Raw genomic sequence first — 21,754 nt, 5'->3', positions numbered from 1 at the left:
TTCCGGCGTCGACGATGTCAGGCGAACAGCTCCCGGCCCCACCAGTCGTCCGCGTTCCGGACGCCCGGCGGCACCGCGAAGACCGCTGAACCCACGTGCTGGATGTACTCGTTGAGCGCGTCGTCGGCCGCCAGCCGCTTCTGGAGCGGGACGAAGCCCTGGCGGACGTCCCGCTGGTAGGCGAGGAAGAACAGTCCCGCGTCCAGCCGCCCCAGACCGTCCGTACCGTCGGTGAAGGAGTAGCCGCGGCGCAGGATGCGCACCCCGCCGTTGGAGTCCGGGTGCGCGAGGCGGACATGCGCGGTCGGCAGCATCGACTTCAGATGCGGGGTGTCGCGCTCGTGCTTCTTGCCGACCGGTGCGCCCTCGCCCTTGTTCCGGCCGAAGATGTCCTCCTGCTCCTGGAGCGAGGTGCGGTCCCAGGTCTCGATGTGCATCCGGATCCGGCGCGCGACGAGGTAGGAGCCGCCGGCCATCCAGCCGGCCTTGTCCTTCGCGTCCCCGTCGGTGACCCAGACGTGCTTGTCGAGCGCGGCGGTGTCGGTGCCCGCGAGGTTGTGGGTGCCGTCCTTGAAGCCGAACATGTTGCGCGGGGTCTGGGCGTCCGGCGTCGTCGAGGACGTCTTGCCGAAGCCCAGCTGCGACCAGCGGATCGCGACCTTGCCGAAGCCGATCCGCGCCAGGTTGCGGATCGCGTGCACCGCCACCTGCGGGTCGTCCGCACACGCCTGGACGCACAGATCGCCGCCGCTGCGCGTCTTGTCGAGGTTGTCGCCGGGGAACTGCGGCAGGTCGATCAGGGCGTCGGGCCGCCGGGCCTCGATGCCGAACCGGTCCTTGCCGTCCTTCTCGAACAGCGTCGGGCCGATGCCGAAGGTGAGGGTGAGCCGGGACGGCGGCAGACCGAGCGCCTCGCCGGTGTCGTCCGGCGGAGCCTCCGCGAGCCCGCCGACCGCACCGTCGCCGACCGCGTCCCCGGCCGTCATCCGCGCCGCCGCCTTCGTCCACTCCTTGAGCAGCGCGATCAGCTCGGCGCGGTCCTCGGTGGTGACGTCGAACGAGGCGAAGTGCAGCCGGTCCTGGACGGCGGTGGCGATACCCGCCTGATGCCTGCCGTGGAAGGGGACCGCGGAGCGCGAGGTCGCGTCCGCGCCGGCCGGCTGGGCGTCGCCGCCGGTGCGCAGCGCCGCCGCCGTACCGCCGGCCGCGACCGCGCCCAGGGCCAGACCCGCGCCTCCCCAGCCGATCAGCGAACGCCGGGACGGGGCATGCCCGTCGGCGGTCTGCTCGGCCTTGGTGTCCTCGGTGGTCGTGCCGTTGTCCTGCGTCATCGTGATCCCTTGCCTGGCGGCGGACTACTTGGTGGTGGCCACGGCGGCGGCGAGCTTGGACAGCGGCTCGGCCAGCGCGTTGACGCCGTCGGAGAGCTTCTTGCGCTCGTCCTTGCCGACCGTGTCGTAGGAGGCGAAGCCGTCGGTGGACTTGCTGTCGCGGTGGTCGTCGAGCAGCGAACGGATCGCCTTGAACTGCTTGTCCAGCTCCTTGGCGAGCGCCGGCTCGTTCTTGGCGACGACCGGCTTCAGCAGCTCGTACGCCTTCTCGGCACCCTCGACATTGGCCTGGAAGTCGACCAGGTCGGTGTGGCTGTAGCGCTCTTCCTCACCGGTGACCTTGCCGGTGGCCACCTCGTCGAGCAGCTCCTTGGCGCCGTTGGCCATGCTGGTCGGGGTGATCTCGGCCTTGCCGACCCGCTTCTGCCAGTCCTTCAGATCGGTGATCAGCTGGCCGGCGAGCTTCTTGTCGTCCCCGGAGATCTTCTTCTCCTCCCACAGGGACTTCTCCAGCTTGTGCCAGCCGGTCCACTTCTGGCCCTTCTCCAGGCCGTCGGCGCGCACATCGACCTTGGGGTCGATGTCACCGAACGACTCGGCGACCGGCTCGGTGCGCTCCCAGCCCACCCGCGAGAGGGCGTAGGCCTTCTTCGCGGCCTCCACATCGCCGCTCTTGACCGCGTCGGCGAACTTCCGTGCCGCCGGGAGAGTCCTGTCGGCCTGCTCCTGGACGTAGGTGCGGTACGCGGCAACGGCGGCGTCCAGCTTGGGGTCACGCTCGGCGGTCGCGCCCTTGCCGCCGGCGGTCACCTTCTGGCGGATGCCCTTGCCCTTCATACCGGGCTTGCAGGCGACCTCGTACGAACCGGCCTTGACCTCCGCGGTGATCTCCGCGCTGGTGCCGGGACCGATGTTCTCCCGCTCGGTCACGATCCGGTCGCCGGGTGCGTAGACATACACCTCGGTGACCTTGGAGCCCTTGTTCTGCACCGCGAACCGGACATGTCCGGCAGGGAACTCCTTGGCGGAGAGCTCACAGCTGGAGTCGGTCGCGGTCACCTCGATCGCACCCTTTCCGCCGCCCCCCTTGCCGTCGTTCTTCGCGGCGCAGCCGGCGACGGCGGTGACGGCCGTGGCCGCGGCGAGGGCGGCAACGGCGGAGGAGCGAAGGGCTCGCATACGGGGCTCCAGGCGGGCTCGGATGTACGGGGGTGACGTACCGGAACGATAGACAGTCGCTCCGACAGTCACTAAGGCGGCCCTAACTTATCTGAGGCTTACCTGTTTTTCCCCGCTCCGTCCAGTGATCCCGCTCTCATGGACAACGACTCGATCACGGATTGACGCGCGCCCGGTCACGGAAGCGTCATGGGTCGGTCAAGGTAAGGGTCATGTGATGCGACGGGGCGTGGCCAGCGAATTCACGGTCCGTTGCGGCCCGTTTGCCGCCGCGGGCCACCGGCCTTGCGGTTCACTGTCCGGATGACCGAACTTGATGTGCTCCGGGTGTTCTGCGGCCCGGACGGGGCCGGGGGCAATGCGCTGGGTGTCGTCCGCGACGGGGCGGCCCTCCCCGACGCCACCGAGCGGACCGCGCTCGCGGCCGAACTCGGCTTCAGCGAGACCGTGTTCCTCGACGACGCCGCCCGCGGCGCCGTGGACATCCACACCCCGAGCGGCCGGCTCCCGTTCGCCGGGCACCCGTTGGTCGGTCTGGCCTGGCTGCTGCGGAGCCTGGGGCGGCCGCCGCGCACCCTGCGCCCCGCGGCCGGTGAGGTCGCGGTCCGCTTCGAGGGGGACATCACCTGGGTGCGCGGACGCCCGGAGTGGGTGCCCGCCCGCACGACCCGGCAGCATGCCTCGGCGGCCGAGGTCGACGCACTGCCCGCGCCGCCGCCGGGGGAGGGCTGGCTCTATGCCTGGGCCTGGCAGGACGAGGCCGCGGGCGTGGTCCGGGCGCGGGCCTTCCCGCGGCGCGGCGACAGCGTCGTCGAGGACGAGGCGACCGGCGCCGCCGCGATGCTGCTGACCCATGAGCGGGGACGCCCGCTCGACATCCGGCAGGGCGCCGGCTCGCAGCTCCTCACCCGGACGTATCCGGACGGCACCATCGCCGTCGGCGGACGGGTCCGCCCCGATGCCCCGTAGTCGTGGGGCTCGGGGCGGGCGGGGGATGGGGGTAAGGGGGCCGGCGGCAGGGGTCGGAGGGCCGGTTCCTACGCGCTCAGCGGGAACTCCTCGCCCAACTCCCGGAAGACCGCACTGTTCAGCCGGAACGCCCGCTTGCACTCGTCGACCACCCGCTGCTTCTCCAGGTCGTCCACCGGCAGGGCGTCCAGCAGCGCCCGGTACTCGCGCTTGAAGGCGGCCGGGTTGGCGATGCCCTCGAAGACGTAGAAGCGGACACCGTCGCCCTTGCGGGCGAAGCCCCAGGTCTTCTCCGCGGTGCCGCGGATGATCTGGCCGCCGGAGAGGTCGCCGAGATAGCGCGTGTAGTGGTGGGCGACGAAGCCGGCCGGCCACTCGCGGGCGCAGGCCGCCACCCGGTCGGCATAGGCGGCGGTGGCCGGGAGCGGCTCCAGGCCGCTGTGCCAGGACGGCCCGCCGAGGTGGGTGAGGTCGCGCTCCAGTGCGGCGGTGCGGGCCAGCTCGGGGCGGATGAAGGGGCCCGCGACCGGGTCGGCGGCGAGCGGCTCGCAGGCGTCCTCCAGCGCGCGGTAGACGAACCACAGCTGCTCGGTGTAGCGCCGGTAGGCCGGGATGCCGAGCCTGCCGCCGAGGAGGTCGCTCATGAAGGAGGAGTTCTCGGCCTCCACGTGCTGCTCGTGGGAGGCGGTGCGGATGACCGCCGAGAAGGGGGTGGACGACGCGGACGGGGTCGGGCTGGACGCTTCCAAGGCGGACCTCCGGGGACCGAGGGGCGCGGACGGGAACAGAAGCCGGCTCCGCCGAGCCGCTGGCGCTGGGTTCACCTAACTACTTAGGCTTACCTAAGTCAACCCCGTTCCCGACGTCGTGTCGGTAACGAGCCTACCCCTGTTCCCGACGCTCTGTCGGTAAAAGTTTCCCCGTCCCCGCCTCCGCTCCCGTCAGGGCAGCGTGAGGATCTCGGCCCCGGTGTCCGTGACCACCAGCGTGTGCTCGAACTGCGCGGTCCGCTTGCGGTCCTTGGTCACCACCGTCCAGCCGTCGTCCCACATGTCGTAGTCGTAGGACCCCAGCGTCAGCATCGGCTCGATCGTGAAGGTCATGCCGGGCTTGATGTCGGTGGTGTGGTGGGGGCTGTCGTAGTGCGGAACGATCAGGCCGGAGTGGAAGGAGGAGTTGATGCCGTGACCGGTGAAGTCACGGACCACTCCGTAGCCGAAGCGCTTGGCGTACGATTCGATGACCCGGCCGATGATGTTGATCTGACGGCCCGGCTTGACGGCCTTGATCGCGCGGTTGAGCGCCTCACGGGTGCGCTCGACGAGGAGCGTGGACTCCTCGTCCGCCTCGCCGCACAGGTAGGTGGCGTTGTTGTCGCCGTGCACGCCGTTGATGTACGCGGTGACGTCCAGGTTCACGATGTCGCCGTCCTTGAGGACGGTCGAGTCCGGGATGCCGTGGCAGATGACCTCGTTGAGCGAGGAGCACAGGGACTTGGGGAAACCGCGGTAGCCGAGCGTGGACGGATAGGCGCCGTGGTCGCACATGAACTCATGGGCGACCCGGTCCAGTTCATCGGTCGTCACGCCCGGCGCGATCAGCTTGGCGGCCTCCGCCATCGCCTGCGCGGCGATCCGGCCGGCGATCCGCATCCGCTCGATCGTTTCGGCGTCCTGTACCTCGGGCCCCGTGTAGGGGGTGGGCGCGTCCTTCCCGACGTACTCGGGGCGCGGGATCGAGGCAGGGACGGGGCGGGTGGGGGAGATCTCCCCCGGGACAAGAAGCGACTGGCCAGACATGCCAGCGAGTGTATCCGCGGGCCGTCGGGCAGGATGGTGGCACAGAAGCATCCACAGGAGGCGGCAATGGCGCTGTTCAAAAGGCGTACGGTCGGCAAGCCCGGCGAGTGGTTCTACTGCCTCGAGCACCGGACGGTCGAGGAGGGGCCCCAGTGCCGGGCCGCCGACCGCCTCGGCCCGTACGACACCCGAGAGGAGGCCTCCCACGCCATGGAGACCGCCCAGGAGCGGAATCTGGAGTGGGAGACCGACCCCAAGTGGCACGACGACCCGCAGAAGGGCAAGAGCGGCGGGGCGGACGCCTAGGGGGTGCCTCCCCCTGGGGCGGGGTGTCTCCCCCTAGTAGGGCGGCGGGGCGGACGTCCAGGGCTTGCGGGATGGACGTCCAGGGCGGCGGGCCAGGCGTGCGGTGTCCCGCCGCGTCCCTGGCCTCAGGCCGTCGCCGGATCCGCGTCCGGGGTCTGCGCTCCCGGCCCCGCACCCTCGCCGTCCCGCGCACCCCCGCCGCCGGGTGGCCCGGCAGGGGCGGCACGGCGCTCCCGCATCCGCCGGGCGTGCTCATCGGTCCTGGCGTCGTACGCCATCAGCTTCGGCAGTCCGAGCGCCAGCAGCCCGACCCCCGCGAAGCACAGCAGCCCGCCCCACGACACCGACGCCCGTACGCTCGTCAGCGCCGCCATGCCGCCGATCCGGACCTGGCCCAGCTGCGGGCCCGCCGAGTACGAGAGCAGCTCGATACCGGCCAGCCGGCCACGCAGTTCGTCGGGGATGGTCTGGTTCCACATCGCCGAGCGGAAGATGCCGCTGACCATGTCGCAGGCACCGGCCACGGTCAGCAGGAGCAGCACCAGCCAGACGTTGCGCAGCTGCCCGGCCGCCGCCATCGCCAGCCCCCAGCTCGCGGCGGCCAGCGCGATCGCGCGGCCCTGCCGGTGGATCCGTGAGGTCCAGCCGCTGGTCAGGCTCACCAGGAGGGAACCGGCCGGCAGCGCCGCGTACATCAGTCCCAGGGCCCAGGGCGCGTTGAGATCGTCGGCGAGGAACGGAAAGATCGCCAGCGGGAAGGCGAAGAGCATCGCGAGGACGTCGATGGCGTAGGTGCCGAGCAGCTCCTTGCGGCTCCAGGCGTAGCGCGCGCCCTCGGCGATCCCGCGCAACGACGGTTTCGCGGCGTCGTGCGAGGCGGGCGAGGGCGCCAGCTTCAGGGCGAGCAGCACCGAGAGCACGAAGGTGACCGCGTCGACGGCGTACGCCCAGCGCAGCCCGGCAAGGGCCAGCAGCCCGCCGGCCAGCGCGGGCCCGGCGATCGCGCCGATCTGCCAGCGCAGCGCGTTCAGGGCGGCGGCCGCGGCGAGCTGCTCGTGCGGGACGATCCGCGGCACGATCGCGTCCAGGGCCGGCCGTTGCAGACCGGTCAGTGCGCTGGTCGCCGCTGCGGCCGCGTACAGCGGCCACACCATCGGGTGCGGCAGCAGGCTGTTGAGCAGCAGGAGCACGGAGACCAGGCCCAGCGCGGCCTCGGCCCACAGGACCAGCCGACGGCGGTCGAAGGAGTCCGCGAGTGCCCCGCCGTAGAGACCGAAGACGATCAGCGGGACCAGCTCCACCGCACCCAGCGCCCCGACCGCGAGCGTGGAGCCGGTCAGCTCCTTCAGCTGGAGCGGCAGGGCCACGAAGGACAGTGAGCTGCCGAAGACCGTGATCACGCCCGCGCACCACAGCAGCCGGAAGTCGCGCGAGGAGTGCCAGGGGGCCAGATCCGGCAGCAGCGCGGAGCGGCGTCGGCGTGCGCGAGGCGCAGGGGGCGAACCAGGTGCACCATGTGCACCAGGTGATCCAGACGAATCAGGTGAACCTGGTGAAGGGGATGTGGGGGAAGAAAGCGGGCCGTCCGAATGCACGGTGCACCATCGTGTGCGCGGACGCGGGGCGGCGCAAAGGGTTTTCACCGGTCTGCGGGGCGGGCCTCGCGGGCTACCAGCGGGGCGGCGGGGGGGCGGTCAGCCCGTCGGCGAGGCGGGCCAGCCGGTCGCGGAAGCGGCGGTGACCTCGGGGCGCGGGCAGGCTGTTCTCCCCGGCGGCCGCGCTCACCAGATGCTGGACCGTGTCGAGGTCGAGGTCCGCGGGCGCCTCGTCCGCACCGTCGGGCACGGCCGGGGGCGCGGCGAGAGCGTCATGGGCCAGGGCGTGCAGATCGCGGTCGCCGCCGTCCAGGGCGAGCACCGTCGCGCCGTTGCGGCGGGCGTCGTGCACCCGCTCCAGCAGTCCGGCGCCCGGCTGCTCCGGCGCGACGACCAGCAGCGTCTCGCCGCGCCCGGCCGCCGCCAACCGGCCGAGCCCCACCGCCAGATGGGGCGGCGCCCCGCCGGGGACGCGATGGCGCACCAGGGTCGGCGACAGCTCGGGCAGGCCCGACCAGGCGGCCTCGTCGTCGAGATGGGCGGCAAGATGCCAGGGCTCGTACGCGGCGCTGCCGACCAGCAGCAGCCCCCCGCCGTGCGGGGCGACGGCACCGCGCAGCGTCCCCGCGAAGCGGCGGGTGGCCTGCACCCACTCGGTCCCGGCGAGCACCTCACGCAGCAGGGCGACCCGTACGGCATCCATGGCCCGGCATCCTGTCCCAGGACGGCGCCTTCCGGTTGCCGTTTCAAGGAGCGTCACCCGTACGGGGATGGGGGCGGACGGCCGGGACGGCCCGCGAGTGCCGTCCGGCCCGTTGCCGTCCCGGGGGCGAGTGCCGTCCGGCCCGTTGCCGTCCCGGGCGGCCCGGGGTCCTCTCTACCGGACGGGCGGCAGACCGGCGGCGGAGAGCCGACGTCCTACCTCCGCCACGGCCCCTTCGCTCAGCGGGCGCTGCGGGAAGGCGGTGGTACCCCCGTCGATCACGCCGAGGAGATGGAGGGCCGCCTTGAACGCACCCAGTGCGGAGGAGCTGCGGCCCATCTCTGCCTCGGGGCCGGCGTCGACCATGGAGAACAGGCCGACCAGGCGCTCCTGTTCGGCGGCCGCCTGCTCCCAGTCGCCGGACCGGGCGGCGTCGTAGAGACGTACATAGGCCGCCGGGTCGACGTTGCCGAGGCCGGGGACGACGCCGTCGGCGCCCGCCAGCAGGGCGGCGTCCACGGTCAGTTCGGAGCCGGTGAGGACCGCGAAACCGGGGGCGGGGCCGGTGTGCCGGGCGGTGCCGCCGCCGAGTTCGACGATCAGACGGCGCAGTGAGCCCTCGTCGCCGCTGCTGTCCTTGAGGCCGGCGAGGGTGCCGTCCTCGGCCAGCTCCCGCACCAGTGACGGGGGCAGCTTGCTGTGCACGGCGACGGGGATGTCGTAGGCGAACAGCGGGAGGTCCACGGCCGTGCGGAGGTGGCGGAAGTGCGCGGCGATCTCCCGGGGATGGGTGCGGGTGTAGAAGGGCGCCGTGGCGACCAGGCCGTCTACGCCGAGGGCGGCGGCGGTCCGGGCATGGTCGAGCACCCGGGGAGTGGTGGTGTCGATGACTCCGGCGAGCACCGGGACCCGGCCGTCGGCCGCCTTGAGGACGGTTTCCAGCGCGGTGCCGCGCTGGGCGTCGGTGAGGTAGGCGACCTCGCTGGTGGAGCCGAGGGCGAACAGCCCGTGTACCCCGCCGTCGATGAGGTGGTCCACCAGGCGGGCCAGCGAGGCGGTGTCGATCTCGCCGCGCGGGCCGAGGGGGGTGCAGACCGGGGGGATGACGCCGTGCAGGGGTGCGGGCAGTGCCATGGGGGCTCCGGGGGCTCCGAGTCAGACATAGGACATGGGATGTCCTATGTCGAGCACAATAGACCTGTTCACAGGCGGTCGGTCAAGGATCCGCGGTCCCGGCAGGGGCGGGTGGCGGACGGGCCGGCGGCACGGCAGGCGTGGGAGCGGGAGAGGGAGATTCCATGGCGCGAGGGACGATGGCCGAGGATGTGCAGGCGCAGATCAAGCAGTTGATCCTCCGGCGCGGGCTGACGCCGGGCGATCCGCTGCCCACCGAGGCCGAGTTGGTCGGCCTGCTCGACGTCAGCCGCAACTCGGTGCGCGAGGCGCTCAAGGCGCTTCAGGCCATGCGCATCGTGGAGATCCGGCACGGCTTCGGCACCTACGTCGGCCCGCTCACCCTGGAGCCGTTCGTCGAGGGCGTCGCCTTCCGCGCCGCGGTCCGCCACCACCAGGGCGAGTCGAGTCTGTACGAGCTGATGGAGGTCCGCGAGGCGCTGGAGGCGGGCCTGATCGGTACCGTCGCCCGTAATCTGCCCGCCGAGGACCTCGCCGTCCTCAAGGGGCTGGTGCAGCGGATGGCGGAGGAGGCGCGCGGCGGGCAGGTGCAGAGCGCCACCGACCGGGCCTTCCACCTCGCCCTGTACCGCTCGATGGGCAACCATCTGCTGAGCGAGGTGCTGGACGCGTTCTGGGCGGCGCTGCGCCGGGTGCGCGAGGACCTCTCCGACGACGGCCCCGATCCCGAGGTGACGCATCGTCAGCACAAGGAGATCGTGGACGCGTTGGAGGCGGGCGACGGCGACCGCGCCGTGGAGGCGATACACCGGCACTTCGACGGCATCCGGCGCCGGCTGACCGAGTAGCGACGGAAGCGCGGCCGGCCGGGTGACGACCGAAGTGTGGCGGGTCGAGTAGCGACGGAAGCGCGGCGGACCGGATGACGGCGGAGGCGCGGCGGACCGAGTAGCGGCGCAAACGCGCCTGACGGGCTTCCTCATGGGCGCCGCCGCGCCCGTTCACCGGGATTTCACCCTGAGTCGACGGCGCCTTTGCCGACGCGGAAAGACGCCATGTGCGGTGCCTTGACGGTCAGTTGGGCACTCCCTATGGTCGCCGCAGGACAAGGGACGTCCTACGTCCTTGCCCGTTGGGGGTGACCCATGGCGTACGAGAGCTCAGTGCCGTACCGGGCCGGGACCGCGGAGGACGCCTGCCCCGGCCCCGTGCAGCCGGCCGCCCGCGCCCCGATCTCCCTGCGCACCGGCCGCGACAGCGGCCCGGCCCCGCGGAATGCGCCCGCCCCCGCCGGGCTCCCGGCCGCCCGCTCCGGCCCCGTACGCCTCGACCGCGGGAGCGTCGGAGCGCTCCACGGGACGGGCGGCTTCAGCGCGTACTCGACGATCACCTTCCGCCGCATCCCCGTGGAGGAGCCGGTATGACGAGCAACACCGTGCACCGCAGAACGGTCCTGGGCGGGGCGGCCGCCCTCGCCGCCGGCTTCGCGCTCGCCGGCTGCGGCGACAGCGGGGACGGCGACGGCAACGCGCCCCGGGAGCGCAAGAAAGGGCAGAAGATCCAGCTGACCTTCTGGTCCTGGGTGCCGGGCATCGGCAAGCCCGTCGACCTGTGGAACCGCAGGAATCCCGAGGTGCAGGTCAAGGTCGAGAAGGTGTCGGCCGTCAATGGTCAGCAGTACGCGAAGATGCACGCCGCCATCAAGGCCGGCAACCCGCCCGACCTGGGCCAGATCGAATTCCCCGTCGTCCCCGGCTTTCTGCTCGACAACGGGCTGCTCGACCTCGCCCCGCTCGGCGCCGCCCGCCACAAGAACAAGTTCTTCGGCTGGCAGTGGCAGCAGTCCGTCTTCGGCAAGGGCGTCTACGCCATCCCCCAGGCATCCGGGCCGATGGGGCTGTTCCTCCGCCAGGACCTCTTCGACAGGTGGGAGGTGCGGACACCGCGGACCTGGGACGAGTACGAGGCCGCCGCCAAGGCCGTCCGCAAGAAAGGCGCCTGGATCGAGACCTTCGCCCCCACCAACGGCAACCGCTTCTCCGGCCTCGCCTGGCAGGCCGGCGCCAAGTGGTACGGGACACACGGCGACACCTGGATCGTGCACATCGACGACGAACCCACCCGCAGGGTCGCCGACTACTGGGAATCCCTCGTCAAGCAGAAGCTCGTCAAGACCATCCCGGACCGGCAGAACGCCTGGTACAAGGATCTCCAGACCGGCGCCATCCCGGCCTGGGTGGGCGCGAGTTGGGGCGATGCCCTGCTGGTCGGCAATGCGCCCGGCACCAAGGGGAAGTGGCGGGCCGCGCCGCTGCCGCAGTGGAAGGCGGGCGAGCAGGCATGCGCCAACTGGGGCGGCTCGACCACCGCCGTCTTCGCCGGGGCGAGCTACCCCAAGGACGCCCTGGACTTCGCCGTCTGGCTCAACACCGACCCCGCGTCGATCGCGCTGCTGATCGACGGCGGCTACGGCTTCCCCAGTGCCAAGAAGGGCTATGCCACCACCGATCTCGATGTCGACAAGGACTTCTTCGGCGGCCAGACGTACAGCAAGGTCTTCGCGGACGCCGGGGCGCATGTGGACACCAGCTGGCGGTGGGGACCCGGCGTGGACACCCTCTACCAGCGGCTCGGCGACGCCTTCACCGATGCGCTCGCCGACGGCAGCTCCTTCCGCTCCGTCCTCACGAAGGTGCAGCGCCAGACCCTCGCCGACCTCAAGGACAAGGGCCTGAAGGTGGAGAGCGGCGGGTGAGCCGGGACACGCTGAGCCGACCGGAGCCCGTCGTACGGAAACGGGCGCGCAAGGGCACCGGCGGCCGCCCGCGCCGCGTCTCCCGCACCGAGGCCCGCAACGCCCGCGCCGCGGCCGGGTTCGTCCTGCCCTTCCTCGCCCTCTTCGGCCTCTGCTTCATCGCCCCGATCGGCTACGCCCTCTACCAGAGCCTCCAGAAAACCGAACGCACCGGACCGCTCGGCCTCGGCGGCCGGGAACAGGAGGCCTTCGCCGGCCTCGCCAACTACGCCCATGCGCTCGCCGACGACCGGTTCCTGACCGGCTTCGGCCGGGTGCTGCTCTTCGGCGCCGTCCAGATCCCGCTGATGATCGTGCTGGCCACCGTCCTTGCGCTGCTGCTGGAGAGCGCGAGCGCCCGCGGGGTCGCCTTCTTCCGCAGCGCCTTCTTCCTGCCGTACGGCGTGCCCGGCGTGATCGCCTCGATCCTGTGGGGGTTCCTGTACGTCCCGGGCATCAGCCCGCTGGTGAAGATCGCCGGTTCCGTGGGCTGGGACGTCGACTTCCTCTCCCGCGGCACCGTCCTGTGGTCCATCGCCAACATCGTCACCTGGCAGTTCACCGGCTACAACATGCTGGTGCTGATCGCCCAGCTCAAGGCCGTACCGGGGGAGCTGTACGAGGCGGCGCGGATCGACGGGGCGAGCGCCTGGCAGGTCGCCCGGCACATCAAGCTCCCGCTGATCCGGCCGGCGCTCGTGCTCACCACCGTCTTCAGCATCATCGGCACTCTCCAGCTGTTCGCCGAACCCATGGTGCTGCGCCCGCTGGCCTCCTCCGTCGACTCCGGCTTCACCCCCAACCTGCACGCCTACAGCGAGGCGTTCGTCGGCAACAACCAGCATGTGGCGGCGGCCGAGGCGGTGCTGCTGGCGCTGGTGGCGTGCGTGCTGTCGTTCGGCTTCCTGCGGCTGGCAGGCGGGCGCGCCAAGGGGCACGGATGACCCGGCCTCCGGTCCGCTACCGGATCATCACCGCCTCGCTGCTGACCGTCGCCGCGCTCTACTTCCTGGTGCCCGTCTACTGGCTGGTGGTCTCCGCCACCAAGAACAGCGCCGACCTCTTCGGCACCTTCGGCTTCTGGTTCTCCGGCCATCCGCACCCCATCGACCACCTCGTCGACGTCCTCACCTACGACCACGGCGTCTACGCCCGCTGGTTCGCCAACTCCCTCTTCTACGCCGGGACCGGCGCGGTCTGCGCCACCCTGCTGTCCGCCGCGGCCGGATATGCGCTGGCCAAATTCCCGTTCCGCGGCCGGGAGGCGGTCTTCAACGTGGTGCTCGCCGGGGTGCTGATCCCCGGCACCGCGCTGGCCCTGCCGCTCTACTTCCTCTTCAGCGCGATGGGTCTGTCCAACACCTACTGGGCGGTGCTGATCCCCAGCGTGGTCAGCCCGTTCGGCGTCTATCTGTGCCGGATCTACGCGGCGGCCGCGGTCCCGGACTCGCTGCTGGAGGCGGCCCGGATCGACGGTGCGGGCGAGGCCAGGATCTTCGGCGGGCTCGGGCTGCGGCTGATGACCCCGGCGCTGGTGACCGTCTTCCTGTTCCAGTTCGTGCACATCTGGAACAACTACTTCCTGCCGCTGGTGATGCTCTCGGACTCCGACCTCTATCCGGTCCAGCTGGGCCTGACCTCCTGGACCGGCTACGCCGACCGCCAACCGGTGCTCTACCAGTACACGGTGGGCGGCGCCTTTCTGTCCGTGGTGCCGCTGATGGTGCTGATGACGGTGCTCCAGCGGTACTGGCGCACGGGCCTGGCCGAGGGCAGCGTGAAGGCGTGACGGTCCGCCGTGACGGCATGACCGGCTCGTCCGTGACCGGATGACGGGGGTGCGCGCACGCCACGGCCGGATCGTCGTGACGGCAGGACCGGCTCACTGTGGAGGGACTGGCCGGCTCGCCGTCCACGCGTGACAGGATCGCTGTCATGACTACTCCTGACGATGCCCGGTTCTCCCCGAACGCCGCGACCCGCGCGAAGGCCGCCCTCAAGCGCGATCCCTGGGACCTCCCGGACGTCTCCGGCCTGGTGGTCGGTGTCCTGGGCGGTACCGGGGACCAGGGCCGCGGACTGGCCTACCGGCTCGCCCAAGTCGGCCAGAAGGTGATCATCGGCTCCCGGGCCGCCGAGCGCGCCCGGACCGCTGCCGCCGAACTCGGCCTGGGCATCGAGGGCGAGGAGAACGCCGTCTGCGCCCGGCGCAGCGATGTCGTGATCGTCGCCGTGCCGTGGGAGGGGCACGCCAAGACGCTCCAGGCGCTCCGCGAGGAGCTGGCCGGCAAGCTCGTCATCGACTGCGTCAACCCGCTCGGCTTCGACAAGAAGGGCGCCTACGCGCTCAAGCCGGAGGAGGGCAGCGCCGCTGAGCAGGCCGCGGCCCTGCTGCCCGAGTCCCGGGTCGCCGCCGCCTTCCACCATCTGTCCGCGGTGCTGCTCCAGGACCCGGAGACCGAGCAGATCGACACCGATGTGATGGTTCTCGGCGAGTCCCGCGCCGACACCGACCTGGTGCAGGCGCTGGCCGCCCGCATCCCCGGCATGCGTGGTGTCTTCGCCGGCCGGCTGCGCAACGCCCACCAGGTCGAGTCGCTGGTGGCCAACCTGATCTCGGTCAACCGGCGCTACAAGGCGCACGCCGGGCTGCGCATCACCGACGTCTGAGCCGTCCGTCCGCGGCGCCGGTGGTGGTCGCCGACGGACCGCCGGCCGGCGCACACGGGGCATGGGGGACACTGGGGAGGACCGCACCACTCCCGACAGGAGCCGCTCCCATGCCCCTCTTGCCCCCGCCCGGCCCGGGCCGCCGACTCGCTCTCATGGCCCTCGCCGTGTGTGTCCTCTCGGTCGCCGCGGCCGTCGTCGCGTTCGTCGCGGGCAGCTTCTTCGGCATCGTCTGGATCCTGCTGGCGGGTATCTCCAGCAACATGGCGTGGTTCTACGTGCGCCGGGCGAAGGTGCAGCGGGCGCAGCAGGCCGGCTGAGCCCGGCCCGCCGGACCCCGTCAGAAGAGGCCGCCGGTCTGCGGCAGCTGCGGCTCGCCCTGCCAGAAGCGGAAGAATTCCTGGCCGAGGTAGGTGTCGATCGCGGAGACGCCGAGGCCGCGCAGGACCGTGTGCACCAGCTCGAAGAACACCTCGTTGACCTCCGGGACCCACAGCAGCCCGAAGACCGCCAGCAGTCCGAACGGTGCGAACGGCTCCACCTGCCGCCGCAGCTTGTGCGACAGCCACGGCTCGATCACCCCGTAGCCGTCCAGACCCGGCACCGGCACGAAATTCAGGATCGCGGCGGTCACCTGGAGCAGCGCCAGGAACGCCAGCGCGAAACGGAACGGAGCGGGCACGCCCGCCAGCCCGTTCAGCCAGAACGGCGCCGTGCAGACCGCCGCGAACACGATGTTGGTCAGCGGTCCGGCCGCCGAGATCAGGCTGTGCCGCCAGCGGCCCTGGATCCGGCCGCGTTCGATGAACACCGCGCCGCCCGGCAGCCCGATCCCGCCCATGATCACGAAGATCACCGGCAGCACGATGCTGAGCAGCGCATGGGTGTACTTCAGCGGGTTCAGCGTCAGATAGCCCTTGGCCTCGACCGAGATGTCGCCGCTGTGCAGCGCGGTGCGGGCGTGCGCGTACTCGTGCATGCACAGCGACACCACCCAGCCGGACACCACGAACAAGAACACCGCGAAGCCGGTGTAGCCGGGGACCGCTTCGCTCCACACCGCCCATCCCGACCCCGCCATGACGGCGACGAGCGCGAGAAAGACCGGGCTGATGCGGCGGTCGGCGCGTCGGATTGCTGTGGTCATGGTGCGGGGCTCCCGGGGGTCTGGTGAGGGGCAGCCCTGACCGTAACCGCGTCACGGCGGCCGGCGCATCGGTTCCGTGCCGACGGGCTCGCTCACCGACCCCTGCCCAGGACCCGTGACCGAAAACGACGCTCGGTGCCTGCGGAGTCCGGCCTTGAACGACAATGGGCCGGTGCGCTACGGAATTCTCGGCACCACCCAGGCCGACCGGGCCGACGGCACCCCCGTCGCGCTCGGCGGGCCACGCCTGCGCGCGCTGCTCGCCGCCCTCGCGCTGCGCCCCGGGCGGGCGCTGTCCCCGGACGTGCTGATCGCCGACATCTGGAATCTGGACCCGCCGGCCGACGCGGCCGGTGCGCTCCAGGCGCTGGTCGGCCGGCTGCGCCGTGCCCTGGGGCATGCCGCGGTCGTCTCGGCCGACGGCGGCTACCGGCTGTGCGCCGAGCCCGACGCCGTCGATCTGCACCGTTTTGAACGGCTCGCAGCCGAGGGCGGCCGGGCGCTCGTCGCCGCGGACCCGTCGGGCGCGGCCGCCCTGCTGGACGAGGCCCTGGCGCTCTGGCGCGGCCCGGCCCTCGCCGATCTCCCGGACGCGGGCGTCGAGGCGGCCCGCGCCGAGAGCCGCCGGCTGGACGCCCAGCGCACCCGCCTCGCCGCCGACCTCGCCCTCGGCCGGGCAGACCGGACGCTGCCCACCCTCCTCGCGCTGTGCCGGGACCATCCGCTGGACGAGCCGCTCCAGGCCCTGCGGCTGCGTGCGCTGCGCGCCGCGGGCCGCACGGCGGAGGCACTGGCGGCCTACGAGGAGATACGCACCGGCCTCGCCGACCGCCTCGGCGCCGACCCGGGCCCGGAACTGCGCGCCCTGCACGCGGAGCTGCTGCGGCCGTCGCCGGAGACGGCTCCGCCGCCTGTCCGGTCGCCGCACACGCACCCGGCGCCGGGAGCCGCGGCCGCCGCCCCGTACAGCCACGGGACCTCGTACGGCGGGGGAGTCCCGTACGGCACCGGCACCCCGTACAGCAGTGGACCCCCGCACAGCACGGGAACGGCCCACGCCACCCACGCCACCCCCCACGGCGCCGACCCCGCGCACCGGCCCGGCGCCGCCGCCCTCGCGGCCGTTCCGGTGCCCTTCCTCACCCCGGCCGGCCCCCGCCCCGGCAACCTCCGTGCCCGGCTCACCTCCTTCGTCGGGCGGGACGCCGATCTGGCGGCGATCCGCGCCGATCTGGCCCGGCACCGGCTGGTGACGCTGCTGGGCCCCGGCGGCGCCGGCAAGACCCGGCTGTCGCAGGAGGGCGCGGAGACCGCCGCGGCCGCGCTGCCGGACGCCTGGCCGCACGGCGTATGGCTGGCCGAGCTGGCGCCCGTGGACGATCCGCAGACCGTGCCCGAGGCGGTGCTGACCGCGCTCGGCGCCCGCGAGACGGTCGTCCGCGGCACCGCCGCGGACGGCCTGCGGGCCGCCGCCGACCCGACCGCCCTGGACCCGCTCGGCCGGCTCGCCGAGCACTGCGCGGGTCGCCGGATGCTGCTCGTCCTCGACAACTGTGAGCATGTGATCGGTGCCGCCGCCGAGCTCGCCGAACGGCTGCTGGCCGACTGCCCCGGTGTGACGGTGCTGGCCACCAGCCGGGAGCCGCTGGCCGTACCGGGCGAGGTGCTGCGGCCGGTCGAGCCGCTGCCCGACCCCGTCGCGCTGCGGCTGCTCGCCGACCGCGGGGCCGCCGCCCGCCCCGGCTTCCGCATCGACGCCGACGAGGAAACCGCGGCGGCCTGCACCGAGATCTGCCGCCGGCTGGACGGGCTGCCGCTCGCCATCGAACTCGCCGCGGCCCGGCTGCGGCTGCTCTCGCCGCGGCAGCTCGCCGACCGGCTCGACGACCGTTTCCGGCTGCTGACCAGCGGCAGCCGTACGCTGCTGCCGCGCCAGCAGACGCTGCGCGCGGTCGTGGACTGGTCCTGGGACCTGACCGACGAGCCCGAGCGGGCGGTGCTGCGCCGGCTGTCCGTCTTCGCCGGCGGCTGCGATCTGGCCGCCGCGGAAGAGGTGTGCGCGGGCGACGGCGTCGACGGGCGCGAGGTGGCCGGGCTGCTCGGCTCGCTGATCGACAAATCGCTGGTGGTGGCGGCCCCGGCGCCGGACACCCAGATGCGCTACCGGCTGCTGGAGACGGTGGGGGAGTACGCCGGCGAGCGGCTGGACGAGGCGGGGGAGCGGGGCGGAGCCGAGCGCCGCCACCTCGTCGCCTACCGCGAACTGGCCCGTACCACCGACCCGTTGCTGCGCGGCCCCGGCCAGCGGGCGGGCATGGAGCGGCTGGAGCTGGAGCACGACAATCTGCGCACCGCGCTGCGCCGTGCCCTCGCCGCACGTGACGAGCACGAGGCGCTGTGCCTGGTGCTGTCCCTCCAGTGGTTCTGGTCGCTGCGCGACCACCGCAGCGACGCCCGCCACTGGGCGACGGCGGTCGGCGCACTCGGCCCCAACCCCTTCGCCCCACCCGCCGAACCGGCCCCCGACCTGCACGAGAGACCCATCGACAACCCCCCGCCGATGGCTCCCGACCAGCTGATGGAGGCCCGCCGCGAGGTCCGGCTGGTCGCGCTCTCCAGCAGGGACAGCGATTTCGAGGCGCTGCGCGATCCGGCGATGCAGGAGGAGCTGGCCGGAATGCTCACCGTCTACCGCACCGGCATGCCGCAGACCTGCAAGGTGCCCGGCGCGCTGTGGTACTACGCGGTGATGATCACCGGGCGGTTCGACGAGCTGGCCGTGCTCGTCGACAGCGCGGTGCAGGCCTGCCGCGATTTCGGCTACGAATGGGAGCTGGGCTACATCCTTCAGCTCCGTTCGAAGATCCTCAACGACCGTCCCGACGGGCTGGCGCAGGCGGCCCGCGATGCCGACGAAGCGCTGCGCACATTCCTGCGGATCGGCGACGCATGGGGCGCGGCCGAGGCGCTGTCGGGGCGCGGCGAAACCCATGAGAGGCGGGGGGCGTACGCGCTCGCGGCGCGCGACTACCGGGCGGCGACGGTGCACGCCGAGAACGTGGGGGCGCACGGTCAGACCCTGCTGCTGCGCTGCCGCCTGGGTGCCGTGCTGATCGAGGACGGGCAGGAGGAGACCGGCGAGCGGCTGCTGCGCGAGGTGCTGGCCGACGCCGCGAAGGGCAACTGCGGCCGTGACACCGAGCCGTTCGCCCGGCTGACCCTCGCGATGTGGCTGACGATGAAGGGGTCCCGCCAGGAGGCGCGGGCGGAACTGTACGCGGTGCGCGAGATCTTCACCCCGCGCGCCCCGGACCTGTTCACCGGGATACTGGAGATGTCGCTGATCTCGCTGGACCTGGACGAGGGGCACCGCGGCGAGGAGCTGCTGACGAGGTTCCGGACGGCCATGGGCCGCATGCAGGACTCCCTCACGCAGATGATCGCGCCGGACCTCCCGGTACTGCAACTCCTCACCGGGGGGCGGGTGTTGATGGGGGTGCGGGGCGAGTCCGCGGGGCGGGACGCGGCGCGCCTGGTGGGGGCGTACGACGCGCTGCGGGCGAACAGTCATGTCCCGCCGCGGGTCATCCGCGACGACCGGGCCCGTACCGAGGCGGCCGCGCGGGCGCTGCTGGGGGATACGGCCTATACGCAGGCGTACGCCGAAGGCGGTGGCCTCTCCATCGGAGAGGCCACCGCCCTCATCTGACGCGAGCCGGGCGAAGGGCCGTCCCGCAGAGAAGTCCCCTACGGGACGCGCGTCAGGTCTTCTTGCGGAACTTCGCCACGGCGAGCGGCATGGTGACGGCCGTGATGGCGACCGCCCAGCCGAGCGTGACCAGCGTCGGGTGCGCCACGGCGCCGCGGTCGTTGACCAGCGCGCGGGCCGCGTCCGCGAGGTTGGACAGCGGGTTGACCTTGGCGAAGCCCTCCAGCCAGCCGGGCATCGACGTCGGCGGCGCGAAGATCGACGAGCCGAACTGGAGCGGCATCAGCACCAGCATCGCCACGCCCTGCACCGCCTGCGGGGTCTTCATGGAAAGGCCCAGCAGAATGAAGATCCACATCATGGCGGCACAGAAGGCCATCGACAGCAGGATCGAGCCGAGGAACTCCAGCATGCTGCCCCGGACTTCCAGGCCCAGCAGAAAGCCCATGCCGAGCAGGATCGCGGTGGCGAGCAGCATCCGGCCGAGTTCCACGACGATCTTGGCTATCAGGACCGAGGACCGGGCGATGGGCATCGTCCGGAAGCGGTCCATGACGCCCTTGCGGAAGTCCTCGTTGACGCCCGTGCCCACCGCCATGGCGATGTTCACCGCCATGATCCCCATCATGCCGGGCACCAGATTCTGCAAGTACTCCTGCTGATGGCCCTTGCCGGCGATGGCGCCGCCGAAGACATAGACGAACAGCAGGATGAAGATGATGGGCATCAGCAGGACGTCCATCATGGACTCCGGGTCCTGCTTGATCTGTAGGGCGTTGCGCCGCACCAGCGCGCCGATGTGCCGCAGATTGGCGCGGATGCCGATCCGGCCCTCATCGCTGCCGGCCTTCACCCGTGGTGCCGTCATCGTCGCGGCACTCATGCTGAAACCCCGCTCCGCTCGGCCTCGCATGCGCGCGGCACGCACCTTTCGATGATTCGCTCGCTGCGCTCGCTCATGCCGATACCTCCACGTACTGCTGTTCCTTGTCGTCCTCGGATGCCTCGGCCTCGGAGGTCTTCTGGCCGGTGATGGCCAGGAACACCTCGTCCAGGCTGGGCAGATGGGTGCTGATACCGGCGAGCGCGATGCCCTCCCGGCCGAGCACGTTGACCACCGCGGTCAGCTGCTCGTCGCTGATGATCGGTACGTTGACCACACCCCCGTCGTGGTCAGCGGTGGCGCCCGCGATGCCGTCCAGACCGGCCCGGGCGATGGCGCCCGCCATCCGCTCCAGCTCGCCGGGGTCCGACGGCCGGATCTGGAGCGTGCGCCCGCCGACCTTGGCCTTGAGCTCGTCGACCTGTCCCTCGGCGATCACCCGGCCGCGGTCGATGACCGTCAGCTCATTCGCCAACTGCTCGGCCTCTTCCATGTACTGCGTGGTCAGCAGCACCGTCGCGCCCTCGCGCACCATCCGCTGGACCTCCTCCCACACCTCGTTACGGGTGCGGGGGTCCAGGCCCGTGGTCGGCTCGTCCAGGTAGAGGACGGCCGGCCGGCCGATCATCGAGGCGGCCAGGTCGAGCCGGCGGCGCATCCCGCCGGAGTACTTGGCCGCGGGCCGCTTGGCGGCCTCGGTCAGCGAGAACCGCTCCAGCATCTCGTCCGCGCGCCGGCGGGCATCCTTGCGGGGCAGATCGAGCAGCCGCCCGATCATGTAGAGGTTCTCCCAGCCGGAGAGCTTTTCGTCGACCGAGGCGTACTGCCCGGTCAGGCCGATCGTGCGGCGCAGCGCGCGAGGCTGGCGCACCACATCGAAGCCGGCCACGAAGGCGCTGCCGGAGTCCGGCACCAGGAGGGTGGACAGGCACCGTACGAGGGTCGTCTTGCCGGCGCCGTTGGGGCCGAGCACGCCGAGCACCGTGCCTTCCTTCACGTCCAGGTCCACCCCGTCGACGGCCTTGACCGTGCCGAAGTGCTTGACCAGACCGCGCACCTCCACGGCGTTTCCGCCCTTGGTGGTTATCGTCTGTCGCGTCATGACCCCAAAGGTGCCAGCCGCCACCGACAACGCACCGACAGATTGCCGACATGCCGTTCCGCTGCGCTTTGCTTTGCGCCCCACGTTGTTGGCTGTCCCGCCGTGGTGGTTTGTCGCCGTTGCGCCTGCGGCGGGCTGGGGTCGCTGCGCGGGCTGTTGGGTCCGGTGCCGCTCCTGCGGACTTCGTCCTGCGGCGCGTCCCCTCCCGTTGGGGGATGGGGGAAGGCCGGTGGGGTGGGCGTAGGTGGTCCGGTGCTGCTTGTGGATCACTTGGAAACGGCCACGTCGGTGGCCCGCCCCCACCCACCTTCACTCATCCACTTACGGGAGGGGGCGGGCCGGAGGGGCCTGGTGTGTGGGCTTTGCTTCCGAAGGCTCCAAGAAAGAGCAAAGGCGGAGCGCAGCGGAGCGTAAAGCGAAGCAGTCCACACAC

Annotated in this window: 20 protein-coding genes; 10 read left to right on the top strand and 10 right to left on the bottom strand. The window is 71.9% G+C overall.

Annotated features, from left to right (window positions below; translation table 11 throughout):
• Window positions 1-17: 17 nt before the first annotated feature.
• On the bottom strand, window positions 18-1,331 hold the full coding sequence (efeB, locus tag IF67_RS0130160; protein WP_030991015.1) for an iron uptake transporter deferrochelatase/peroxidase subunit: 1,314 nt from the start codon (window positions 1,329-1,331) through the stop codon (window positions 18-20).
• A gap of 24 nt (window positions 1,332-1,355) precedes the next feature.
• Window positions 1,356-2,510: an iron uptake system protein EfeO gene (efeO, locus tag IF67_RS0130155; RefSeq protein ID WP_030991014.1), complete on the bottom strand. Its 1,155-nt coding sequence runs from the start codon at window positions 2,508-2,510 to the stop codon at window positions 1,356-1,358.
• A gap of 303 nt (window positions 2,511-2,813) precedes the next feature.
• On the opposite strand from efeO, the gene IF67_RS0130150 reads away from it, so the two are divergent.
• Entirely contained in the window at window positions 2,814-3,479 is a 666-nt protein-coding gene (locus IF67_RS0130150) for a PhzF family phenazine biosynthesis protein (protein WP_030991012.1), read from the top strand.
• 68 nt (window positions 3,480-3,547) lie between these two features.
• Here the strand turns inward: IF67_RS0130150 and IF67_RS0130145 are convergent, their stop codons facing one another.
• The gene (locus tag IF67_RS0130145) at window positions 3,548-4,228 is read right to left on the bottom strand and encodes a heme oxygenase (biliverdin-producing) (protein ID WP_030991010.1); all 681 of its coding nucleotides are present in this window, start codon (window positions 4,226-4,228) and stop codon (window positions 3,548-3,550) included.
• 192 nt (window positions 4,229-4,420) lie between these two features.
• Window positions 4,421-5,278, bottom strand: coding sequence for a type I methionyl aminopeptidase (gene map, locus IF67_RS0130140; protein ID WP_030991008.1), 858 nt, complete (start codon window positions 5,276-5,278; stop codon window positions 4,421-4,423).
• Between the two features lie 66 nt (window positions 5,279-5,344).
• Between map and IF67_RS0130135 the strand changes: the two genes are divergently transcribed.
• A complete protein-coding gene (locus IF67_RS0130135; RefSeq protein WP_030084525.1) occupies window positions 5,345-5,584 on the top strand; it encodes a hypothetical protein in 240 nt (79 codons plus the stop codon).
• A gap of 125 nt (window positions 5,585-5,709) precedes the next feature.
• Here IF67_RS0130135 and IF67_RS0130130 read toward each other — a convergent pair whose 3' ends face one another.
• The 3 genes from IF67_RS0130130 to IF67_RS0130120 all read right to left on the bottom strand — a co-directional run bounded on the left by IF67_RS0130130 (window position 5,710) and on the right by IF67_RS0130120 (window position 9,016).
• Window positions 5,710-7,047 carry an MFS transporter gene (locus IF67_RS0130130; RefSeq protein WP_037840047.1) on the bottom strand — a complete coding sequence of 446 codons (1,338 nt, stop codon included), beginning with the start codon at window positions 7,045-7,047 and terminating at the stop codon, window positions 5,710-5,712.
• Window positions 7,048-7,252: 205 nt separating this feature from the next.
• Window positions 7,253-7,882 (bottom strand): hypothetical protein, encoded by a 630-nt coding sequence (locus IF67_RS0130125; protein ID WP_030991005.1) that lies wholly within the window; start codon window positions 7,880-7,882, stop codon window positions 7,253-7,255.
• A 174-nt stretch (window positions 7,883-8,056) separates the two neighbouring features.
• Window positions 8,057-9,016 carry a dihydrodipicolinate synthase family protein gene (locus IF67_RS0130120; protein WP_030991004.1) on the bottom strand — a complete coding sequence of 320 codons (960 nt, stop codon included), beginning with the start codon at window positions 9,014-9,016 and terminating at the stop codon, window positions 8,057-8,059.
• A 164-nt stretch (window positions 9,017-9,180) separates the two neighbouring features.
• Between IF67_RS0130120 and IF67_RS0130115 the strand changes: the two genes are divergently transcribed.
• The 7 genes from IF67_RS0130115 to IF67_RS0130085 all read left to right on the top strand — a co-directional run bounded on the left by IF67_RS0130115 (window position 9,181) and on the right by IF67_RS0130085 (window position 14,800).
• A complete protein-coding gene (locus IF67_RS0130115; protein ID WP_030991002.1) occupies window positions 9,181-9,864 on the top strand; it encodes a FadR/GntR family transcriptional regulator in 684 nt (227 codons plus the stop codon).
• A 297-nt stretch (window positions 9,865-10,161) separates the two neighbouring features.
• Complete coding sequence (locus tag IF67_RS0130110) at window positions 10,162-10,440, top strand: hypothetical protein (protein WP_030991000.1); 279 nt, start codon at window positions 10,162-10,164, stop codon at window positions 10,438-10,440.
• Window positions 10,437-11,771, top strand: coding sequence for an ABC transporter substrate-binding protein (locus IF67_RS0130105; protein WP_030990999.1), 1,335 nt, complete (start codon window positions 10,437-10,439; stop codon window positions 11,769-11,771). Before IF67_RS0130110 ends, IF67_RS0130105 begins: the two co-directional genes overlap by 4 nt.
• Entirely contained in the window at window positions 11,768-12,754 is a 987-nt protein-coding gene (locus tag IF67_RS0130100; protein ID WP_037840037.1) for a carbohydrate ABC transporter permease, read from the top strand. Before IF67_RS0130105 ends, IF67_RS0130100 begins: the two co-directional genes overlap by 4 nt.
• Window positions 12,751-13,599 (top strand): carbohydrate ABC transporter permease, encoded by an 849-nt coding sequence (locus tag IF67_RS0130095; protein ID WP_030990995.1) that lies wholly within the window; start codon window positions 12,751-12,753, stop codon window positions 13,597-13,599. The genes IF67_RS0130100 and IF67_RS0130095 overlap by 4 nt, the downstream gene beginning before the upstream one ends.
• A 146-nt stretch (window positions 13,600-13,745) precedes the next feature.
• On the top strand, window positions 13,746-14,480 hold the full coding sequence (gene npdG, locus IF67_RS0130090) for an NADPH-dependent F420 reductase (RefSeq protein WP_030990993.1): 735 nt from the start codon (window positions 13,746-13,748) through the stop codon (window positions 14,478-14,480).
• Between the two features lie 110 nt (window positions 14,481-14,590).
• A complete protein-coding gene (locus tag IF67_RS0130085) occupies window positions 14,591-14,800 on the top strand; it encodes a hypothetical protein (RefSeq protein ID WP_030990992.1) in 210 nt (69 codons plus the stop codon).
• Between the two features lie 20 nt (window positions 14,801-14,820).
• Here the strand turns inward: IF67_RS0130085 and IF67_RS0130080 are convergent, their stop codons facing one another.
• A complete protein-coding gene (locus tag IF67_RS0130080) occupies window positions 14,821-15,627 on the bottom strand; it encodes a site-2 protease family protein (protein WP_030990990.1) in 807 nt (268 codons plus the stop codon).
• A 154-nt stretch (window positions 15,628-15,781) separates the two neighbouring features.
• On the opposite strand from IF67_RS0130080, the gene IF67_RS0130075 reads away from it, so the two are divergent.
• Window positions 15,782-19,336 (top strand): AfsR/SARP family transcriptional regulator, encoded by a 3,555-nt coding sequence (locus IF67_RS0130075; protein WP_078889714.1) that lies wholly within the window; start codon window positions 15,782-15,784, stop codon window positions 19,334-19,336.
• A 52-nt stretch (window positions 19,337-19,388) separates the two neighbouring features.
• Here the strand turns inward: IF67_RS0130075 and IF67_RS0130070 are convergent, their stop codons facing one another.
• Together IF67_RS0130070 and IF67_RS0130065 are read right to left on the bottom strand one after the other, a co-directional pair.
• On the bottom strand, window positions 19,389-20,219 hold the full coding sequence (locus tag IF67_RS0130070) for an ABC transporter permease (RefSeq protein ID WP_030990986.1): 831 nt from the start codon (window positions 20,217-20,219) through the stop codon (window positions 19,389-19,391).
• 73 nt (window positions 20,220-20,292) lie between these two features.
• Entirely contained in the window at window positions 20,293-21,321 is a 1,029-nt protein-coding gene (locus IF67_RS0130065) for an ATP-binding cassette domain-containing protein (RefSeq protein ID WP_030990985.1), read from the bottom strand.
• Window positions 21,322-21,754: the final 433 nt, after the last annotated feature.

The sequence above is a fragment of the Streptomyces sp. NRRL S-1813 genome (genome assembly GCF_000719605.1).
Lineage (GTDB): Bacteria > Actinomycetota > Actinomycetes > Streptomycetales > Streptomycetaceae > Streptomyces > Streptomyces decoyicus.
This window is presented reverse-complemented; position numbering and strand designations above follow the sequence as displayed.

Bases quoted from the DNA above. Each gene is read 5' to 3' on its own strand.
- efeB (WP_030991015.1), bottom strand. From the start codon at position 1,331: ATGACGCAGGACAACGGCACGACCACCGAGGACACCAAGGCCGAGCAG.
- efeO (WP_030991014.1), bottom strand. From the start codon at position 2,510: ATGCGAGCCCTTCGCTCCTCCGCCGTTGCCGCCCTCGCCGCGGCCACG.
- IF67_RS0130150 (WP_030991012.1), top strand. From the start codon at position 2,814: ATGACCGAACTTGATGTGCTCCGGGTGTTCTGCGGCCCGGACGGGGCC.
- map (WP_030991008.1), bottom strand. From the start codon at position 5,278: ATGTCTGGCCAGTCGCTTCTTGTCCCGGGGGAGATCTCCCCCACCCGC.
- IF67_RS0130135 (WP_030084525.1), top strand. From the start codon at position 5,345: ATGGCGCTGTTCAAAAGGCGTACGGTCGGCAAGCCCGGCGAGTGGTTC.
- IF67_RS0130125 (WP_030991005.1), bottom strand. From the start codon at position 7,882: ATGGATGCCGTACGGGTCGCCCTGCTGCGTGAGGTGCTCGCCGGGACC.
- IF67_RS0130120 (WP_030991004.1), bottom strand. From the start codon at position 9,016: ATGGCACTGCCCGCACCCCTGCACGGCGTCATCCCCCCGGTCTGCACC.
- IF67_RS0130115 (WP_030991002.1), top strand. From the start codon at position 9,181: ATGGCGCGAGGGACGATGGCCGAGGATGTGCAGGCGCAGATCAAGCAG.
- IF67_RS0130110 (WP_030991000.1), top strand. From the start codon at position 10,162: ATGGCGTACGAGAGCTCAGTGCCGTACCGGGCCGGGACCGCGGAGGAC.
- IF67_RS0130105 (WP_030990999.1), top strand. From the start codon at position 10,437: ATGACGAGCAACACCGTGCACCGCAGAACGGTCCTGGGCGGGGCGGCC.
- IF67_RS0130095 (WP_030990995.1), top strand. From the start codon at position 12,751: ATGACCCGGCCTCCGGTCCGCTACCGGATCATCACCGCCTCGCTGCTG.
- npdG (WP_030990993.1), top strand. From the start codon at position 13,746: ATGACTACTCCTGACGATGCCCGGTTCTCCCCGAACGCCGCGACCCGC.
- IF67_RS0130085 (WP_030990992.1), top strand. From the start codon at position 14,591: ATGCCCCTCTTGCCCCCGCCCGGCCCGGGCCGCCGACTCGCTCTCATG.
- IF67_RS0130080 (WP_030990990.1), bottom strand. From the start codon at position 15,627: ATGACCACAGCAATCCGACGCGCCGACCGCCGCATCAGCCCGGTCTTT.
- IF67_RS0130070 (WP_030990986.1), bottom strand. From the start codon at position 20,219: ATGAGTGCCGCGACGATGACGGCACCACGGGTGAAGGCCGGCAGCGAT.
- IF67_RS0130065 (WP_030990985.1), bottom strand. From the start codon at position 21,321: ATGACGCGACAGACGATAACCACCAAGGGCGGAAACGCCGTGGAGGTG.